The organism is Erythrobacter alti (assembly GCF_037996805.1).
Taxonomy (GTDB): Bacteria; Pseudomonadota; Alphaproteobacteria; order Sphingomonadales; family Sphingomonadaceae; genus Alteraurantiacibacter; species Alteraurantiacibacter alti.
The window spans coordinates 64167-83686 of the sequence record NZ_JBBNAX010000008.1 but is presented as its reverse complement, the minus strand read 5'-3'; the positions used below and the strand labels follow the sequence as shown (position 1 = coordinate 83686).

Here is a 19520-nt window from a genome sequence, read left to right as displayed (position 1 = left end):
GGCTCGCAGCGACATGATCATGCGGCCCATTGCCCACCCTCCCACGCCCGGCTGGAAAGCCGAGACGCGCGAAACTTTCCGCATTGCCGGGCCGCTGGCGCTCGCCAATTTGCTGCAAATGCTCACCTACGCGATCGACGTGATGTTCATCGCGCGGCTGGGAGCAGACGAGCTGGCCGCCTCTGCGCTCGCGGTGGCTCTGTTCGGGCTGGTTGTGTGGAGCCTGCAATCGCTGACCGGAGCGGTTGCGCCGATCATGTCGGCAGAACTGGGTGCACGCGGCCCCGCGCTGCGACCCGTGCGCCGCGCCATGCGCATGGCGCTGTGGCTTTCACTGATCGTCTCGGCTTTCGGCATGGCGTTGTGCGCGCTGGCCGGACCGCTGATGCGCGCTACCGGGCAGGAGCAGCACATAACCGCGCTCGCCGTGTCCTATATGGAAGTGCTGCTGTGGTCGACCTTGCCCATGGTGATCGCGGGCGTGCTGCGCAATTACGTCTCGACGCTTGGGCGGCCGGTGTTTGCCACATTCATTACCGCACTTGGCATCGGGGTGAATGTCGTCGCAAACTACGCCTTCATCTTCGGTAATCTCGGTGCGCCCGAAATGGGCCTGCCCGGCGCAGCGGTGGCGACGGTCATAACCTCGCTGGCGATTGTCGGCATGTATGCAATTGCAATCCGCCTCGACCCGCGTCTGCACCGATATCACATCATGGGATTCTTCTGGCGGCCCGACTGGGCGCGCTTCGCAGACCTTGTGCGCATCGGCACGCCGATTGCGGTGACCGTGGTGGCCGAGGCGGGCGTGTTCGGTGCAGCGGCGTTCCTGATGGGCCGCGTCGGCGGGCTGGAATTGGCCGCGCATACACTCGCCCTCAACCTCGCCGCCTTCGCCTTCCAGGTGCCGTTCGGCGTGGGACAGGCGGCAACGATCAGGGTGGGCTATTTCTTCGGCGCGCGCGATCCTGTCGGCATGGCCCGCGCCGGCTGGACGAGCGTGTGGATGGGCACCGGTTTCATGGTGTTCACTGCGTGCGCCATGCTGGTGATGCCGGGCATACTGCTTTCCGCCTATGTCGATCCGGCCGATCCGGCGAATGCGGAACTGGTATCGGTCGCCGTGGGCTTTCTCGCGATTGCCGCAGCCTTCCAGCTATCGGACGGTGTGCAGGCGGTGGCTGCAGGCGCCTTGCGAGGCCTGCAGGATACCCGCATCCCGATGTGGATCGCGATTTTCAGCTATTGGGTGCCAGGCTTCGGACTGGCCGCCGGATTGGGCCTGTTTACCCCGCTCGCCGGGACCGGCGTGTGGATCGGACTGGCGACCGGCCTGACCTTTGCCGCCATGCTGCTCCTGTCACGCTGGCACCGCCGCGAAAAACTGGGCTTGACCACGCGCATGGCATAACCATTTGGGGCCAGCGGACGACCCGCCGTGCGGCTTGGCCCGTTTTGGCAAATTTTCTCTTTTCTACCCATTGACTCTGCATGAATGCGGCACCATTTCCGCGCCGCTGGCACTCTCAACCGGAGAGTGCCAAAAACCATAGTCACTTTAACAGGAAGAGGTCATAATCATGGCATTCCGTCCCCTGCACGACCGTGTGCTGGTTCGCCGAATCGAAGCCGAAGAAAAGACGGCTGGCGGCATCATCATTCCCGACAGCGCCCAGGAAAAGCCGAGCGAAGGCGAAGTCGTTGCCGTTGGCAATGGCTCCAAGGCCGACGACGGCACCGTTACCCCGCTCGATGTGAAGGCGGGCGACCGCGTTCTGTTCGGCAAGTGGTCCGGCACCGAAGTCAAGATCAACGGCGAAGACCTGCTGATCATGAAGGAAAGCGACATCATGGGCGTGATCGGCTGAGCCGACCGGCCCACTGAACGCTTTCATTACCCAACGAATTTCCAGGAGAAACAATTATGGCTGCCAAGGACGTAAAGTTCGGCCGTGACGCTCGCGAACGCATTCTGAAAGGCGTTGATACGCTGGCGAATGCCGTGAAGGTCACACTCGGCCCCAAGGGCCGCAATGTCGTGCTCGACAAGAGCTTCGGCGCACCGCGCATCACCAAGGACGGCGTTACCGTCGCCAAGGATATCGAACTCAAGGACAAGTTCGAGAACATGGGCGCACAGATGCTGCGCGAAGTCGCCAGCAAGGCAAACGATGCTGCCGGTGACGGCACCACCACTGCCACCGTGCTCGCACAGGCCATCGTTCGCGAAGGCATGACCGCGGTTGCTGCCGGCATGAACCCGATGGACCTCAAGCGCGGTATCGACCTCGCCGTGTCCAAGGTCGTTGCAGACCTCCAGGCGCGTTCGAAGGACGTGTCCGGTTCGGACGAGATTGCCCAGGTCGGCATCATCTCTGCCAATGGCGACCGTGAAGTCGGCGAGAAGATCGCTGAAGCCATGGAAAAGGTCGGCAAGGAAGGCGTGATCACCGTCGACGAGAGCAAGGGTCTCGAATTCGAGCTCGAAACCGTCGAAGGCATGCAGTTCGACCGTGGCTACCTGTCGCCCTACTTCGTGACCAATCCGGAAAAGATGACCGTCGAACTCGACGATCCCTACATCCTGATCCACGAAAAGAAGCTTTCCAACCTGCAGGCCATGCTGCCTGTTCTGGAAGCCGTGGTGCAGGCCGGACGTCCGCTGCTCATCATTGCTGAGGACATCGAAGGCGAAGCGCTGGCCACTCTCGTGGTCAACAAGCTGCGCGGCGGCCTGAAGGTTGCAGCCGTGAAGGCTCCGGGCTTCGGCGATCGTCGCAAGGCGATGCTGCAGGACATCTCGATCCTGACCAATGGCGAGATGATTTCCGAAGACCTCGGCATCAAGCTCGAAAATGTCGGCCTGTCGATGCTGGGTGAAGCCAAGCGCGTCACCATCGACAAGGACAACACGACCATCGTCGATGGTTCGGGTGATGCAGAAGCCATCAAGGCCCGCGTCGAGCAGATCCGTGCACAGATCGAGACGACTTCGTCCGACTACGACAAGGAAAAGCTGCAGGAACGCCTTGCCAAGCTTGCTGGCGGCGTTGCCGTGATCAAGGTCGGCGGTGCTTCCGAAGTCGAAGTGAAGGAACGCAAGGACCGTGTCGACGATGCGCTCCACGCAACCCGCGCCGCTGTCGAAGAAGGCATCGTCCCGGGCGGTGGTACTGCGCTGCTCTACGCCACCAAGGCGCTCGAAGGTGTTGCTGGCGAGAACAATGACCAGACCCGCGGTATCGAAATCGTGCGTCAGGCGATCCTCGCCCCGATCCGTCAGATTGCCACCAACGCCGGCCATGATGGTGCGGTCGTTTCGGGCAACCTCCTGCGTGAAGGCGACGAAACGCAGGGCTTCAACGCGGCTTCCGACACCTACGAGAACCTCGTAGCTGCCGGCGTGATCGACCCGACCAAGGTCGTTCGCATCGCGCTCCAGGATGCGGCTTCTGTCGCCGGCCTGCTGATCACCACCGAAGCGGCGATCAGCGAGATTCCGGAAGAAAAGCCCGCCGGCGGCGGCATGCCCGATATGGGCGGCATGGGCGGTATGGGCGGCGGCATGGGCTTCTAAGCCCGGCGCTTCCAGAAAACGCAAAGAAAGGCCCGGCAGGAGCAATCCTGCCGGGCCTTTTCTTTTGCACGCCGCATCTCCATGGTCCGGCGCGGGACCGGAACAGACTCAGGGAATTGCCGAAATGAAAAAACTCGCCCCGCTGCTGCTTGCAACCGTCGCTCTGACGGGCTGTGTCACGGCGAATGCCCCGACAGCGACCGTCGAATGCGCCGAAACGCAGACCCAGTGCATCAATGCCTGGTTTGACGACAAGTTCGAGGAATTGCTCGCCACCAGCCCGATCCTGCAGACCTCGCTCGGCATCAAGACCGATTATGGAGAGCTCGACGATTTCAGCCGCGAAGCGGCTCAGGAACAGGTCGATTGGTGGGCGCAGGCCGCCGCCGAGATGGAGGCCAGTTTCGATTACGACGCGCTGAGTGGCGAGGCCAAGGTATCCTACGACGTATTCAAGTACCGGGCCGACATGGCGGTGCGCGAAGGCGAATTCTTCGACCAGCAGTATATTCTCCACCAGATGCAGGGGCCGCACGCTTTCTTGCCCAGCTTCCTGCTCGGCCAGCACAGCGTGGAGAGCGAAAGCGACATGGTCGCCTTCATCTCGCGCCTTGGCGGTATCGGCACGGCGATGGACCAATTGCTGGCGCGCGCACAGGCCAATGCTGCCGCGGGCACGCGTCCGCCGCGCTTCGCCTATGATGCGGTCATTGCAGAGTCGCAGGGGTTGATCAGCGGGGCGCCGTTTGATGGCGGCGAGCCTTCCGCGCTCTGGACCGGCACCGAGCAGCGGCTTGCCGCCCTGGTCGAAGCCGGAACCATCAGCGAGGAGCGTGCCGGTGAATTGCGCGAGTCTGCGCGGCTTGCACTCACGCAACAGCTGGCTCCTGCCTACCAGCGCACGGTCGACTGGTTCACCGCAGACCGGCCCAATAGCGATGCGATTGCACGCGGTGCGACCACTTTGCCGGGCGGCGAGGAATTCTACGCCTACAGCCTCAACCAGATGACCACCACCGAGATGACGGCTGACGAGATCCACCAGCTTGGTCTCGATGAAGTCGCGCGCATCCGGGGCGAAATGGAAGCGATCAAGGAGCAGGTTGGCTTCGAGGGGACCTTGCAGGAGTTCTTCGCCTTCACCCGCGAGGACCCGCAATTCTACTTCCCCGATAACGAGGCGGGCGCCCAGATGTATATCGACCGCGCCACCATGCACATCAACGCGCTGACCGAGCGACTGCCGGAGTTCTTCGGTACGCTGCCGCAGGCTCCGCTCGAAGTGCGCCGGGTGGAATCGTTTCGCGAACAGGATGGCGCGGCGCAGCATTACCGGCCCGGCACGCCCGATGGCTCGCGCCCCGGCATCTATTACGCCCATTTGTCGGACATGACCGCCATGCCGATCCCGCAACTCGAAGCGATTGCCTATCACGAAGGCAATCCGGGCCACCATATGCAGATTTCCATCGCGCAGGAGCTGGAAGGCATTCCGCGCTTCCGCACGCAGGGCTATTACCTCTCAGCCTTCGGTGAAGGCTGGGCGCTCTATTCGGAAGCCTTGGCCAAGGAAATGGGTGGCTACCAGGATCCCTATTCCGAATTCGGCCGCCTGCTGAGCGAGATGTGGCGCGCGATCCGGCTGGTGGTCGATACCGGCATCCACGCCAAGGGTTGGACCGAGGACGAAGCGGTTGCTTACGCCCTCGAGAATTCATCCAATCCCGAAACCACGGCGCGTAGCGAAGTGCGGCGCTATTTCGTGCTGCCGGGACAGGCGACGAGCTACAAGATCGGCCAGATCCGCATCCGGCAATTGCGCGCCCGCGCGGCCGCTGAACTGGGTGACGATTTCGACATCCGCGGCTTCCATGACACCGTGCTGGGCGGCGGCATGATGCCGCTGGCCATCCTCGAGGCGCGGGTCGATGACTGGATCGCGAGCCAGAAGGCAAGCTGAGCCGCCGTCATTAACGCAAATAGGAAAGGCCCGGCGGGAGCGATCCTGCCGGGCCTTTTCTGTTGGGGTTGGTCGAAGCCCTACTCTGAAGGCGTTGGCGTGCCGGGATTCACTTCGGCTTCGAACTCGGGGATGGGCCGCGCATCGGCTTCTGCCTGCGTATTGGCCACGCCATTGGCCTCGATATCTTCGAGCAGCCATTTCATCTCGTCGATTTCGCGACGTTGGGCACGGATGATGTCATTGGCCAGGACGCGCACGCGCACATCCTCGATACCGGCGCGTTCACTGGTCAGGATGGCGATCGAGTGATGCGGGATCATCGCCGACATCCAGTCACTGTCGTCGATCGTTGTCTGGCTGCGGACGAGGAAAAGCGAGAGGACGAATGTCACCACGGCCACGCCGATGATGATCCAGTTCTTTGCCGTGTTCTTGTACATGCCCCACATGAAAAGCAGCATGACGACGGCCATGACAGAGCCCATCACGAACATCATCCAGAAGCGCGTTTCGCTCCAGAATACGTGATCGAGCGCGTAGGTGTTGAGATACATCAGTCCGAGCATGATGACGGTCGAGGTTCCGACCATCGCCATGAAACGCTTGTAATTGCCGCCATGTCCGGCCTTACTATGTCCCTGTTCCTGATGTTCCAACGTCAGTCTCCTTCAAGCTCAATCAATGTCCTGCGAACATGTGGCCAGCGCCGTGACCGAGTTCACCGCCCAGGTAACTTTGCGCCAGGATGGCCAGCGCAATTACGAAAAGAAGCATTGTCATGAGGGTCGGGTTCCCGGCGCGACGCCAGGCCGCGACGGCCATGGCTCCGCCCACAAGCGCCAGGCCGCTGCCCAACCAGCGGTGCCAGAGCATCGTAGCATCGCCGCCCAACCAGAAACCTGTGTGGATCCAGCCGAACATCGCGGCGAGCACCGCTCCCGCGCCTCCCGCAATCACCATCACACGCACCGCCGCATCCAGATCACGCGACGGGCGGCGGAGGGCAATCGCCTGCGTCACGGCGGCAACGACAAACAGCGCAATGGCAAAGTGGACCGAGGCCGGATGAAGGTTGCGGAGCACCGTATCCACGCGCAATGGAGCCGATTGTTCAACCACCGTGCCTTGCATCATGTCAGAACCCATTTCACCCGACATGTCGTGCGCCGGCAACGGCGCATCGGGCGTTGCGGCAGGGTCAGACACAGACACAGCGGGGTCTTCTTCATGCAATTCGTCGCCATGTGCCGAGGCAGGCAGCGCCATGGCAGCGAGTGCAAGCGCAGCGAAAGCCAGCGTCAGCGTCAGCGTCAGCGTCAGCGTCAGCGTGGCGACGAAGCCGCTCCCCGGGCGGGAACCTAACGCGCGCGTCAACGCTTTGCCTTTGCGAACAGATCGACAAGTTCGCTGAACTTTTCATGCTGTTCGGCTGCATCGCCGGATGCAATCGCTTCGGATACGCAGCACTGTGCATGGTTTTTCAAAACCGCGTCCTCGGCCCGGCCCAGCGCCGCCTTCACCGCTTGCAACTGTTGCAGGATATCGATGCAATAGCGGTCTTCCTCGACCATCTTGGCAACGCCGCGGACCTGCCCTTCGACGCGTTTCAGCCTGTTCAAGATTGCCGTCCTGTCGCTCATAACCAAAGTCCTGCTTGAATACCCTAGGGGGGTATACTATAGAGATCGGCAAGGAGATACAAGTCCGATGACGATTCCCGATTTTTCACGGCGCAAATTCCTGTTGGGCAGCGGCTCGCTTGCAGCAGCGGGACTTGCTGTTCCGGCGTGGGCCAGCGGGCAATCATTGACCCACGCGCGCAACGGCTTTGGCGAAATGTCTGGCGAGCAAATCGACCTGACCATCGCCAACCACCACTTCACCACCGGTGCGCGCAGCGGCCATGCCATCGCCGTGAACGGGACTGTGCCCGGCCCACTTGTGCGCCTGCGCGAAGGCCAGAATGTCAGGCTCAACGTCACAAACATGCTGGACGAGGACAGCTCGATCCATTGGCACGGCCTGTTGCTGCCATTCCAGTTCGATGGCGTTCCCGGCGTCAGCTTCCCCGGCATCAGGCCGCGAGAGACTTTTTCCTACGAATTCCCGGTGCGACAGTCGGGCACCTATTGGTGGCACAGCCACTCCGGCTTGCAGGAACAGGCGGGCCATTACGGGCCAATCGTGATCGACGCTGCCGAGCCCGATCCGCGATACGACCGCGACATGGTGGTTCTGCTGAGCGAATTTACCGCGCGCCACCCGCATGAAATTGCCCGGATGCTTGCCGTGGGCGAGCATTACTTCAACCGCCAGATGCAGACGGTCGGTGATGGCGCGATGAGCCTGGAAGACCGGCTGATGTGGGGCGCGATGCGGATGAACCCGCGCGACATTTCCGACGTGACCGGTGCGACCTACACCTATCTCATCAATGGACACGGCCCGGCCGACGATCTGCAATTCGCGTTCCAGCCGGGCGAGCGTATCCGGCTGCGCATCATCAATGGTTCGGCCATGACCTTCTTCAACGTGCGCATCCCCGGCGTACCGATGACGGTCATCGCGGCAGACGGTCAGGATGTGGACGAAGTCGAGGTTGACGAATTCCAGATCGGCACTGCTGAAACCTATGACGTGATCGTCACACCGCCCGATGGCAGTCACGCCCTTGTGGCAGAGGCGATGGACCGATCAGGCTTGGGCGTCGCCAGCCTGACCTCGCGCCCTGGCCTGAGCGCCACCCCGCCGCCGCTGCGTGAAATTCCCACGCTCACCATGGCGGACATGGGAATGGGCGCGATGGACCATGGTTCAGGCGACGGTGTCGACCACGCGGCGATGGGTCATGCCATGCCCGCTACCGGCGAAGCTTCGGGCGCGATGGACCACTCGATGCGCGACACCTCGCTCCTGCCGCCTGATGTTGAAGTCGGCCCCGGAATCGACATGGTTAGCGCCATGCCGATGGAACGGTGGGATTTCCCCGGCCTCGGCCTCGACAAGGTATCGCACCGGGTGCTGCGCTACAGCGATTTGAAGTCAAAGCGCGCCAATCCGCACCGGATGCCGACCCGCCAGCTCGAAATCCACCTCACCGGCAATATGGAACGCTACATGTGGTCATTCGACGGCAAGCAGTTCAGCGCCGTCACCGATGCCCCGATCCGCTTTGGCTTTGACGAGCGGGTGCGCGTGAAGCTGGTCAACGACACGATGATGGCGCACCCCATCCATTTGCACGGCCACTTCTTCGAACTGGTCAACGGCGCGGGAATGATGAACCAGCCGTTGAAGCACACAGTGATCGTGCAGCCGGGCAGCAGCGCGACTTTCGATCTCACCGCAGACGAACCGGGCGACTGGGCTTTCCACTGCCACCTGCTCTACCATATGCACGCCGGGATGATGCAGACCGTCACCGTGCGCCCCTTCCCCGAAGGAGAGGGTGCATGATGCGCACGCTACTTCTCGCCAGCACCGCGCTGATTGCCAGCCCTGCCGTGGCGCAGGATCACTCCGCGCACCAGATGCAGGAACCGCCCGCCGGGCAGGCGAACGACCATTCTGCGCACACGATGCACCAAGCACCGGTCGAGCAGGCGCAAGACCATACGGCTCACCCGCCGCAAGAGGATCAGCCTGCCGAAAGCACCCCGCATGACGTTCACTCGTCGCATGAGGCGCAGAGCGAGGCGCAGGCCAATCCGCTCGGGCAGATCCGGGCCACTCCGCGCGCGCCTGCACAGCCCGCGCAGGATACGATGGACCATGCTGCGATGGGTCACGGACCTGCGGCGCAGCAGATCCCATCAGGCCCGCCGCCCGCCCGCGCGTTCGAAGGCCCACAGCACGCTGCCGACCTGTTCTTTGACCAGCAACGCATGGCTCAGGCCCGCTCCTACAACCACGCCACCCACGGCGACATGAAGACCGGCACGATCCTCGCCGAACGGCTGGAAGCGCATTTCGCCGATGGCGAAGAGGAATATGCGTGGGACATCACGGGCTGGTACGGCACCGCGCTAGACAAGTTCGTGATCAAGTCCGAAGGCGAAGGCGCGTTTGGTGGCGAGCTGGAAGAAGCCGAAGTGCAGGCGCTATGGGCACACGCCATCGGTCCGTGGTTTGATCTACAGGCAGGCGTGCGGCTCGATATCGAGCCGGACACCACGGCGCATCTGGCGTTCGGCGCGGCAGGTCTTGCCCCCTACAATATCCATGTCGACGGCACGGCTTTCGTCTCCGATAATGGCGACCTGACCGCCCGTGTCGAGGCCGAGCACGATATGCGCCTGACCCAGAAACTGGTGCTGCAGCCGCGCATCGAGTTCGAGCTGGCAGCGCAAGACATTCCCGAACGCGACATCGGTGCGGGCCTGTACGAGCTTTCGATCGGCGCGCGCTTGCGGTACGAATTCGTCCCCGAATTCGCGCCTTATGTCGGCGTGGAATACGGCGCTGCCACAGGCCGCACAGCCGACATCATCCGCGCGCGCGGTGATGATCCCAGCGGCTTTGCCGTGCTGGTCGGGCTGCGGACCTGGTTCTGACGTCCGTCAGCCGCCCGCGCGGCTGCGCGTTGCGGCTTCGACCTGCTCGGCGCTCCACGTAACTGGCAGCTGGGTTTGCGGATTGAACGTTCCGCTCATCTGCGCGGCTTCGGCAGCGGCGATTTCCTCGGCCGTCAGGAACTCGCTCGGTTCGAGCGCGAACACGTCGATGCCGCGCGCGATCTCGGTCGCGTAGATGCGGCCGTTGTACCAATATGCCGACCAATAGCCGCCGGTCACGAGCTGGTCCTCGTCAATCGGGCCACGATCGAAATAGGCAATCTCGAACGGGTTGTTGGGATCGGTGAAGTCCATCACCGACACGCCGCCCTGATACCATGCCTGCACGAAGATATCGCGACCCGGCACCGGAATGATCGAGCCATTATGCGCGACGCAATTTTCCATTTCGCCCTGTGCGCCGGGAAGCTTGTAGGTCCCGCGCCGTTCCAGCTTGCCATCGACAATCTCGAAGAAAGCGTTGGCACCCCAGCTACGCGGATCGGAGGCCTGGCAGCGCGGACGCCCACCACCGCCCCATTCATCGGTGAAAAGCACGACGCTGCCGTCATTGTTGAACGTGGCCGAGTGCCAATAGGCGAAGCCATCGTCGGTCACCGCGTCTAGCCGGACCGGGTTGTAGGGATCAGAAATGTCCATGATGATGCCGTTGCCCGAACATGCGCCAGCGGCGAGGTTGAGCGTCGGGAACACGGTAATGTCGTGGCACTGGTTGGTCTGGCTGGTGCTCTGCGTACCATCGCCATGATCGCCGCCCAGCCACAGGCCTGCGATATTGCCTTCATCATCGGCGAAGACGCGCGGGCTGGAGGTGATGCGCGAAGCTGCCGGATTGGCGAGCGGGATTTCGATCACATCGATGCTGAACAGCGCCGTGCGTCCGTCACCGGGAATATAACCGATGCAGCCGGCCAGTTCATCCTCATCGCGAACACCCGAAGTGCCCGAATTGTAGACCACGATCCGCTCGTCATCGGCGCTCACGACCGAGTGCGTGTGGCTGCCCCGGCAGGTCTGCACCTGACCGACCTGTCGCGGAGCGCGAATGTCGGAAATGTCGAAAACGCGCAGGCCCCGGAACCGCTCTTCGCTGACATCTTCGGACACGCCGCCAAGGCCGCAATCGACGCGGCCACGCGTCTCCTCGACGCTCATGATGAGGATATCACCAACGATCGAAACGTCGCCCTGGCCGCCGGGACACACGACCGAGCTGACCAGCTGCGGAACGCCCTGCGCGTCGAGACGATAGGCGTTAAAGCCGTGATAATTGCCCGCCACCATCAGATCGCCCGAAAAGGCAATGTCGGTATTGGCAAAACTCAGCAGGCCGCCACGCTGTGCGTAACGCGGTGAAGGTGCTTCGGCTTCCTCGTCCTCGGCGCCATCTTCGGGATCGGCGTCGGCAGCATTTTCAGCATTATCGTCAGCAGCCATCGCCACTTCGTGCCCGGCGTGCTCATCGCTCGCATCTTCGCCGTCATCCTCGTCCTCAGTCTCAACCGGCGGCAGGACCATGCGACCTCCGCTCGGGTTGGCGGGATCGTAGAAACCCGACGGCTTCTTCAGGAAAGCCACGTGGCGCAAATTGCTGATCGCTTCTTCGGCATCGAACAGGCCGCCCGCAAGTGCGGTGCGCGGATCGTCCGACAGCGCGGCGAGCGCTTCCTTCATGCGGTCGATCTCGGCCTGCTGGTCGTTCCTCACCTCGCTGGTGAAATCATACAGAACCGGATCGGTCGCCGTGCCCTGCTGGCGCAGCAAAATCCCGACCATGGTGAGCGCGCCTTCATGGTGGTCGATCATCATTTGCAGGAACATACGGTCGAAGTTCACGCCGCGTGCGGCGGCAAGCTGCGCCATTTGCTCGGCCGAAGCCATGCCCGCCATGCCGGCATGATCCGCATGGCCCATGCCCGCCATCGCTGCGGACTGGCCGATGCCTTCGAGCCATTCGCGCATGAAGCTCATCTCGTCCTGCTGCGATGCCTCGATGCGTCCGGCAGCAGTGGTGATAGTCTCGTTATTGGTCCGCGCCGCGACCAGTTCGGCCATGTCGACAGCCTGCTGATGGTGCACGATCATGCCCTGCATGAAAGCGATGTCGGCAGGCAGGTAATCGATCCGTGCAAGACGCGTCGCATCGTCCTCGCTCAGAACCCGTGGCGCTTGTCCGGGCGCACCGGGCTGCACGATCTGCACGTCCTGCGCGAAGGCGGGCGCGGTCGAAGCCAGCAGAATTGCGGCAAGGGAAAAACTCATCTGGGCAGGGCGGAATGCGGACATCGAGAAGCTCCATGAAAGAATATTGCGCGCACCAAGCCCATCAATGGGTGGCGCGTCAACACGCAATAAACTTGGCCCACGGTCTAACCCCGGCTAATCTACGAAGGGACGACGGGGAGAGACGAACATGCGCACCACACTGATCATCGCGGCACTTGCAACGGCCAGCGTGCTTACCGGCTGCAATTCCGGCGACGACGCAGCGACCGAAGAAGCGGCAAGCGAATACACGCCGCGCAAATACATGCAGGCGATCAACGATATCTCGCGGCTTGATGACGTGGAACAGGATGAATCGCGCAAACCCGGCGAACTGCTTGCCTTCGCGCAGATCGATCGCGGCGATGTGGTGGGCGACTACATCATGGGCGGCGGTTATGTCACACGACTGCTTGCAATGGCGGTAGGACGGGAGGGCAAGGTCTACGCCTTCCAGCCCGAGGAATTCATCGCTTTCAGCCCCGATTACGGTCCGCAACAGGATGAGACCGTGCGGCGCTATTCGGACGATGAAGGCAATCCGGTCAACGTTTTCGCTCTGCGCGCACCGCTGACGCAGCCGGGCTGGCCGGAGCCACTCGATACGATCATCACGGTCATGAATTTCCACGATCTCTACCTCCCCAATTTTCCGGAAGGCACGGCACAGGAAGCGGCAGACATGCTGTACGCTTCGCTCAAGCCGGGCGGCACGCTGGTGGTCGTCGATCACCATGCGACCGAGGGTGCAGGGGCCGAAGCAGCCGACACGCTGCACCGGATGGACAGCGCGCTTGCGATGGAAACGCTGACAAGCGCCGGGTTCGAGTTGGAGGAGGAAAGCGACCTTTATTCACGGCCCGACGATCCGCGCACCGCCAATGTGTTCGACGATCCGATCCGTGGCAGCACCGACCAGTTTGCCTGGCGCCTGCGCAAGCCGGGTTGATGACGTCTTGCGGCACTTTCGCCGGGTTTGGCCGTTGGTCTGGCAAGTATCCAATTCTCAGGAGAGCTAATCCATGAAATGCCCGCACAAAGCCCATATCGCCCTCGTCGACGGGGAGCGTTTCGTGCTGCTGCGCAATGAAGGCCAGATTTTCGAACCCAAGCTGACCAAGCTTGCCGAGCCATCGCTCGAGCTGACCAACTACAGTGCCGGGGTCAAGCATCAGGACAAGGCGGGTCAGATGAAGGGCAACACCCAGCTTGATGAACTCGCCCATGCCGCCGCCGCGGCCGAGTGGCTCAACAGCAAGGCCATTGCGGGAGAAATGGATGATCTGGTGGTGATCGCCGATCCCAAGACACTGGGTGAGATGCGCCGCCATTACCATGTCGAGCTGGAAAATCGCCTTGCCGGTGAAATCGACAAGGCGCTCACCAACGAACCGCTTGATCGCATTGAGAAAGCACTCGTTTCAGCGTAAGGAGACGAGGCAGGAAATCAGACGAAATGGCCGGGTTGGCTCATTACATCGCCAATTCGGCGCATTTCATCGCGTGACTATCGTAAAACCGTTTCTTGTTAAGCATTCGCAAAGCATGTTTCTGGCACGATCATGATATGAAATTTGCATCCTTAAGTCGTTTCGTTTCTCTTCTAGCGCTCGCTATTGCGCCGCTAACCCCTGTTTACGCCCAGGCGCAGACACAATCCGCCAGTCTCGAATCTGCATTCGACAGTGCGTTCGGCACCGAAGTGCGTGCTCCGCGCGACTACGCGCCTCCGCTGGACACCGCTTTCGAACGCCGCATCGCGCAGCTTGCCGAAGGCAGCCAAGGTCGCATCGGCGTGGCCGCAATCGACCTTTCCACCGGACAGCAGATCTCGGTCTATGGCGACCAGCGTTTCCCGCTGGCAAGCACCAGCAAGATCGCAATCGCCGCTGCCTACCTTGAAGGCGTCGACCAGGGCCGTTGGAGCCTGACGAGCGAATATCCGCTGCTTTGGGCCGTGCGGTCCGAACCGCTCAGCAGCCGTGCCGCACCGGTTCGGAGAGGTGAGTACCTGCCTGCCATCGAGCTGATCGATCTGATGATCACGCGCAGTTCCAATCCCGCGACCGATGCCCTGATTGCAGCCATGGGCGGGGTCGAGCCGGTGAACGACTGGATGCGCCGCGCCGGTATCACCGAATTCAGCCTTGATCGCGACATCGCCACACTCGTGCGCGACAACCGCGAGTTTGATGCACGCAGTTATATCGACCCGCGCGACAGCGCCTCGCCCGAAGCGATGGTGCAATTGCTTGCAGGAATTTATCAGGGCCGCTGGCTCAGCCGCGAAAGCCGCGCCATCATCGTCGATGCCATGGAACGCTGCCGTACCGGCAGGAACCGTATCCCCGCTCTCATGCCTTCCGGTGTAACGGTTGCGCACAAGACCGGCACGCTGCACCGCGTTGCCAGCGATATCGGCATCCTCACCGGACCGGACGGGCGCTCAATCGCTGTTGCAATCTATGTGACGGGCCAGAACACGCCGCAGGCACGCGATGCCCGGATCGCGTCGATCGCACGCGCTATCTATGATGGATATGCTGACGAGGCAGCGCGTGATTTCGCGCGTTCCAATTATGGCAACGCTGCGGCGCGCTAGGCTTTCGGCCTTGCCCCAAGCACAGCTTTGAACCAAAGAAAAAGGGCGCGGCCATCGCTGGCCACGCCCTCTTCTTGGTAAAAAAATCGCTGTCGAGAATTACTCGGCGACTTCTTCTTCCATTTCAGCTTCAGCAGCGTCGGTAGCGGCATCGACGTCAGCAGCAGCTTCGTCCATTTCGGCGCCAGCTTCATCAGCAGCACCTTCGATGGCGTCGCCGGTTGCGTCGACATTGCTTTCGGTGTCGGCCAGTGCGCTTTCAGCGGTAGCTTCGGCGTTTTCTTCGGTAGCTTCCGAGCAAGCGGAAAGGCTGAGAGCTGCGCCGGCGACTGCGGCTGCGAGAACGATCTTACGCATAGGTTTGAACCCCTTTATCTGCGATTAGTCGAAACAGGCAACTCGCCTGATCCGAAGTCGACCGCATGGCCGACCTGATTGCCTAAATAATGCCACAATTGGGCAGGCGCAAGCGAATTATGGCACAATTGGGGCAAAATATTGTCACAAACAAGGCGCTGTAGGCGTAAAACTTGGCTACTGACCGCAATGAAATCGCGTGCTAGCAGGCGCGTATGGCCGATAAACAGCATCTCTACCTGGTCGATGGGTCGGCCTATATCTTCCGCGCATATCATCGGCTGCCGCCGCTCACCAATCCCGAGGGTACGCCCGTCGGTGCGGTTTACGGTTATACCACCATGCTGTGGAAGCTGGCGCAGGACCTCGACGATGCCGACGGCCCGACCCATCTGGCTGTGGTTCTCGACAAATCGAGCCAGTCCTTCCGCAACGAGATCTACGACCAGTACAAGGCGAATCGCCCGCCTCCGCCCGAGGATTTGGTCGCGCAATTCCCGCTGATTCGCGATGCAACCCGCGCATTCTCGCTGCCGATGATCGAAGAACCCGATGTCGAGGCGGATGACATGATCGCTTCCTACGCCCTCGCCGCGCAAGCGCAGGGATGGGACGTTACGATCGTCTCGTCGGACAAGGACCTGATGCAGCTCGTCGGAGAGAAAGACGGCGCGCAGATCGACATGCTTGATACGATGAAGGACGCCCGCATCTTCATCCCCGAGGTCGAGGAAAAGTTCGGCGTGCCGCCCGCACTCTTGGGCGATGTGCTCGCGCTGATGGGCGACAGCGTGGACAATATTCCGGGCATTTATGGTATCGGACCCAAGACCGCGTCCAAGCTGATTGCCGAGAATGGCTCGCTCACAGCCGCGCTCGATGCGGCACCGGACATGAAGAAGTCCAAGCTCAAGGAACGACTGCTCGAAGGGCGTGAAATGGCGGAGCTAAGCCGCGTCCTGGTCGAGCTGAAGGCCGATTGCCCGTTGCCGATTGCGCTCGAAGACATGAAGCTGGACGGTATTCCACCCGAACCGCTGGCGGATTTCCTCTCGACCCACGGCTTCAATTCGCTGCTCAAACGGCTGGATGCCGGTGCAGGCAGCCCCGTTCGGGCGACCAACCTCGATCCTGCCAAGGCCGACACGGCGGGTGCCGAAGCCTCGACGCAGGGGAACACGCAGCCTCTGCCCGAAATGCCTGCTGTCGATCGCAGCACCTATGAATGCGTGCAGACAATGGAGCGGCTTGAACACTGGATCGCCCGCGCGCACGCTGCGCGGCTCGTCGCGGTCGATACAGAGACCAGCGCACTTGATGCGATGGCTGCCGAACTGGCTGGCGTAAGTCTCGCGCTCGGCCCCAATGACGCCTGCTACATACCGCTCGCGCACGGTGGCAGCGACATGTTCGCCGAAAAGCCGCAGCAGGTGGACAAGTCCGCCGCCCTCGCTGCGCTCAAGCCGCTGCTGGAAAGCGACGCGGTGCTGAAGGTCGGGCAAAATATCAAATACGATATCAACGTGCTCGCCCGGCACGACATCCGGGTTGCCCCGGTCGATGACACGATGATCATGAGCTTCGATCTCGACGCCGGACGCAGCCAGGACGGGATCGGCGGCGGACACGGCATGGACGAATTGTCCGAACGCCACCTCGGTCACACCACGCTGACGTTCAAGGAAGTCTGCGGCACCGGCAAGAAAGCCATCCCCTTCGGCGAAGTGCCGCTCGACAAGGCGACACCCTATGCCGCCGAGGATGCCGATGTCACCTGGCGGCTGCACGCCCATCTCGCGCGCCGGATGCCGCAGGAAGGCGCGACCCGCGTTTACCAGCGGGTCGATCGCCCGCTGATCCCGGTGGTCGCGGCGATGGAGCGCGAAGGCATCAAGGTCGATCGCGCCGAACTCTCCCGCCTGTCGGAAAGTTTCGCAGTGGAAATAGGGCGGCTCGAAGGCGAGATCCACGAGATCGCGGGGCAGGAATTCACCATCGGCAGCCCCAAGCAATTGGGCGAAGTGCTGTTCGACAAGCTTGGTTACAAGGGCGGCAAGAAGGGCAAGAGCGGACAATATTCGACCGACCAGAGCGTGCTGGAACGGCTCGCTAATGACAATGCGCCGATTGGCAACAAGGTTCTCGAATACCGCCAGCTGTCCAAGCTCAAGAGCACTTATACCGATGCGCTGCAGGAGGCGATCAATGCGCGCACGGGGCGCGTGCACACTAGCTACAGCCTGGTCGGGGCGCAGACCGGGCGGCTTTCCTCGACCGATCCGAACCTGCAGAACATCCCAATCCGCACCGAGATCGGACGGCAGATCCGCAAGGCCTTCGTGCCAGAGGATGGCAATGTCCTGCTGGCCGCCGACTATTCGCAGATCGAACTGCGCCTCGCTGCGCACATGGCCGATGTCGACACGTTGAAGCAGGCCTTCGCCAATGGCGAGGATATCCATGCGCGCACCGCGACCGAGATGTATGGCGAAGTCACCCGCGATACCCGCGCCGCCGCCAAGACGATCAATTTTGCGATCCTTTACGGGATCAGCCGCTGGGGGCTGGCAGGACGCCTCGGCGTCGAGCCCGATGAAGCGCAAGCTATGATCGACACCTATTTCCAGCGCTTTCCCGGCATCCAGAAATACATCGTGCGAACGCTCGAGCAGGTTCGAGAGCGTGGCTATTCGGAAACCTTGTTCGGCCGCAAGACCTGGTTCCCCCGGATCAACTCCAAGAACCAGGCCGAACGGCAGGGAAGCGAGCGTGCCGCAATCAACGCGCCGATCCAGGGAACCAGTGCGGATATCATCAAGCGTGCCATGACACGGATGCTGCCCGCACTCGAAGAGGCAGGCTTGCCCGATGTCCGCATGTTGCTGCAAGTGCATGACGAGCTCGTGTTTGAGCTGCCGACAGGAGATGTGGACGCAGCCAGCCCGGTGATCGAGCGCGTGATGGCAGAAGCCGCCCTGCCTGCCGTGAAGCTCGACGTACCGCTGGGAATCGAGATCGGCACGGGACCGAGCTGGGACGACGCGCACTGACTGTGGTTGTAACTGGCCACGCGGCCCATTAGGTCGCCCGCATGTTTGAACGACTGAATCCGCAAAACTGGACCATCAACTGGACCGCTGCTGGCGAAGCCGCATTCGTGCTGGTGCTGGCAATCGCCATCGCATGGCTGATCTACCGCATCGCCTTCGCCCTTGTCGTGAAGCTGGCAAACAAGTCCGAATCGCCGGTCGACAATATTTTGTTGCGGCGCATTCGCAGGCCGATCAAATGGTCCCTCATCGCCATTGCCATCACGCTGGCTGCGCAGGTTGATCCGACATTGGCGGATGTGTGGGACCCGCTGGGGCACTTCCTGCGCCCGGCCCTGCTCGGCTGGATCGCCTTCTCGCTGGTCAAGGCCTACACCGCCGCGGTGGAATTGAAGCTGGACGGGGCGGCAGACCCGGTGGCCGTGCGCAGTCGCCGCACGCGCATTTCCATCCTCTCACGCACCGCGACCGTGGCGATCATCGTCATCACCGTGGGCTTGATGCTGTTCACTATTCCCGCCGTGCAGACAATCGGGGCAACCTTACTCGCTTCCGCCGGTCTGGCAGCCTTGGCGGTCGGTGCCGCCGCGCAGCCTGCGCTCAAATCGCTGATTGCCGGATTGCAGATCGCGATCACCGAACCGCTGCGACTGGGCGACATGGTGGTAATCGACGGACACACCGGCCGCGTGGAAGAAATCCACATGGCCTTCATTATCGTGCGCACGTGGGACGAACGCGCTGTTGTCGTTCCTACCGCCCAAGTGCTCGACGAAAGCTTCGAAAACTGGTCGCGCAGCAGCGAAGTGCTGACCGGCCCCGTCTTCCTGCACCTCGATCCGGCTACCGAAGTCGGGCCGATCCGGGCCGAGGTGGAACGCTTCGTTGCCGATCACGACCTCTGGGACCAACGGACCCTGGCGGTGCTGATGACCGAAGCCTATCCCGAGAGCATCGAACTGCGCATATCGGTCAGCGCAAGGACCATTGGCGATCTGTGGAACCTGCGCTGCGCAGTGCGCGAACACATGCTCGCCTGGATACGCGAAGAGATGCCCGATGCGCTTATCCGCCACCGGCTCGAAGTGCCGGGTGGGCACCCCAAGGCAGGTGAGCCGGAAGCCCCCTGAAC

The 19520-nt window shown here is 61.9% G+C and carries 16 protein-coding genes; 11 read left to right on the top strand and 5 right to left on the bottom strand.

What is annotated here, in order from left to right; all coding sequences use genetic code 11:
• Positions 1–13 precede the first annotated feature (13 nt).
• From AAC850_RS10190 to AAC850_RS10175, 4 genes are all read left to right on the top strand, one after another.
• The gene (locus AAC850_RS10190; protein ID WP_340588646.1) at positions 14–1411 is read left to right on the top strand and encodes an MATE family efflux transporter; all 1398 of its coding nucleotides are present in this window, start codon (positions 14–16) and stop codon (positions 1409–1411) included.
• A gap of 169 nt (positions 1412–1580) precedes the next feature.
• Entirely contained in the window at positions 1581–1868 is a 288-nt protein-coding gene (gene groES, locus AAC850_RS10185; RefSeq protein WP_340588645.1) for a co-chaperone GroES, read from the top strand.
• Positions 1869–1924: 56 nt separating this feature from the next.
• Entirely contained in the window at positions 1925–3577 is a 1653-nt protein-coding gene (groL, locus tag AAC850_RS10180) for a chaperonin GroEL (RefSeq protein WP_340588644.1), read from the top strand.
• A gap of 124 nt (positions 3578–3701) precedes the next feature.
• Positions 3702–5537 (top strand): DUF885 domain-containing protein, encoded by a 1836-nt coding sequence (locus AAC850_RS10175; RefSeq protein ID WP_340588643.1) that lies wholly within the window; start codon positions 3702–3704, stop codon positions 5535–5537.
• 80 nt (positions 5538–5617) lie between these two features.
• Here AAC850_RS10175 and AAC850_RS10170 read toward each other — a convergent pair whose 3' ends face one another.
• The 3 genes from AAC850_RS10170 to AAC850_RS10160 all read right to left on the bottom strand — a co-directional run bounded on the left by AAC850_RS10170 (position 5618) and on the right by AAC850_RS10160 (position 7180).
• Positions 5618–6130, bottom strand: a complete 513-nt coding sequence (locus tag AAC850_RS10170; protein ID WP_340588952.1) for a DUF305 domain-containing protein — start codon at positions 6128–6130, stop codon at positions 5618–5620.
• An 88-nt stretch (positions 6131–6218) separates the two neighbouring features.
• Positions 6219–6914 (bottom strand): DUF2231 domain-containing protein, encoded by a 696-nt coding sequence (locus AAC850_RS10165; RefSeq protein ID WP_340588642.1) that lies wholly within the window; start codon positions 6912–6914, stop codon positions 6219–6221.
• Positions 6911–7180: a metal-sensitive transcriptional regulator gene (locus tag AAC850_RS10160; protein ID WP_340588641.1), complete on the bottom strand. Its 270-nt coding sequence runs from the start codon at positions 7178–7180 to the stop codon at positions 6911–6913. The genes AAC850_RS10165 and AAC850_RS10160 overlap by 4 nt, the downstream gene beginning before the upstream one ends.
• A 67-nt stretch (positions 7181–7247) precedes the next feature.
• On the opposite strand from AAC850_RS10160, the gene AAC850_RS10155 reads away from it, so the two are divergent.
• Together AAC850_RS10155 and AAC850_RS10150 are read left to right on the top strand one after the other, a co-directional pair.
• A complete protein-coding gene (locus tag AAC850_RS10155) occupies positions 7248–8996 on the top strand; it encodes a copper resistance system multicopper oxidase (RefSeq protein ID WP_340588640.1) in 1749 nt (582 codons plus the stop codon).
• A complete protein-coding gene (locus tag AAC850_RS10150; protein ID WP_340588639.1) occupies positions 8993–10093 on the top strand; it encodes a copper resistance protein B in 1101 nt (366 codons plus the stop codon). Before AAC850_RS10155 ends, AAC850_RS10150 begins: the two co-directional genes overlap by 4 nt.
• Before the next feature lie 6 nt (positions 10094–10099).
• Here AAC850_RS10150 and AAC850_RS10145 read toward each other — a convergent pair whose 3' ends face one another.
• On the bottom strand, positions 10100–12400 hold the full coding sequence (locus AAC850_RS10145) for a DUF305 domain-containing protein (RefSeq protein WP_340588638.1): 2301 nt from the start codon (positions 12398–12400) through the stop codon (positions 10100–10102).
• Between the two features lie 127 nt (positions 12401–12527).
• On the opposite strand from AAC850_RS10145, the gene AAC850_RS10140 reads away from it, so the two are divergent.
• From AAC850_RS10140 to AAC850_RS10130, 3 genes are all read left to right on the top strand, one after another.
• Positions 12528–13328 carry a class I SAM-dependent methyltransferase gene (locus AAC850_RS10140; RefSeq protein WP_340588637.1) on the top strand — a complete coding sequence of 267 codons (801 nt, stop codon included), beginning with the start codon at positions 12528–12530 and terminating at the stop codon, positions 13326–13328.
• A gap of 73 nt (positions 13329–13401) precedes the next feature.
• The gene (locus AAC850_RS10135; RefSeq protein WP_340588636.1) at positions 13402–13809 is read left to right on the top strand and encodes a baeRF12 domain-containing protein; all 408 of its coding nucleotides are present in this window, start codon (positions 13402–13404) and stop codon (positions 13807–13809) included.
• 137 nt (positions 13810–13946) lie between these two features.
• Complete coding sequence (locus AAC850_RS10130; RefSeq protein WP_340588635.1) at positions 13947–14981, top strand: serine hydrolase; 1035 nt, start codon at positions 13947–13949, stop codon at positions 14979–14981.
• A gap of 99 nt (positions 14982–15080) precedes the next feature.
• Here the strand turns inward: AAC850_RS10130 and AAC850_RS10125 are convergent, their stop codons facing one another.
• Positions 15081–15338: a hypothetical protein gene (locus AAC850_RS10125; RefSeq protein ID WP_340588633.1), complete on the bottom strand. Its 258-nt coding sequence runs from the start codon at positions 15336–15338 to the stop codon at positions 15081–15083.
• A gap of 215 nt (positions 15339–15553) precedes the next feature.
• Between AAC850_RS10125 and polA the strand changes: the two genes are divergently transcribed.
• Entirely contained in the window at positions 15554–18388 is a 2835-nt protein-coding gene (gene polA / locus AAC850_RS10120) for a DNA polymerase I (protein ID WP_340588631.1), read from the top strand.
• A 41-nt stretch (positions 18389–18429) separates the two neighbouring features.
• A complete protein-coding gene (locus tag AAC850_RS10115; protein WP_340588630.1) occupies positions 18430–19518 on the top strand; it encodes a mechanosensitive ion channel family protein in 1089 nt (362 codons plus the stop codon).
• Positions 19519–19520: the final 2 nt, after the last annotated feature.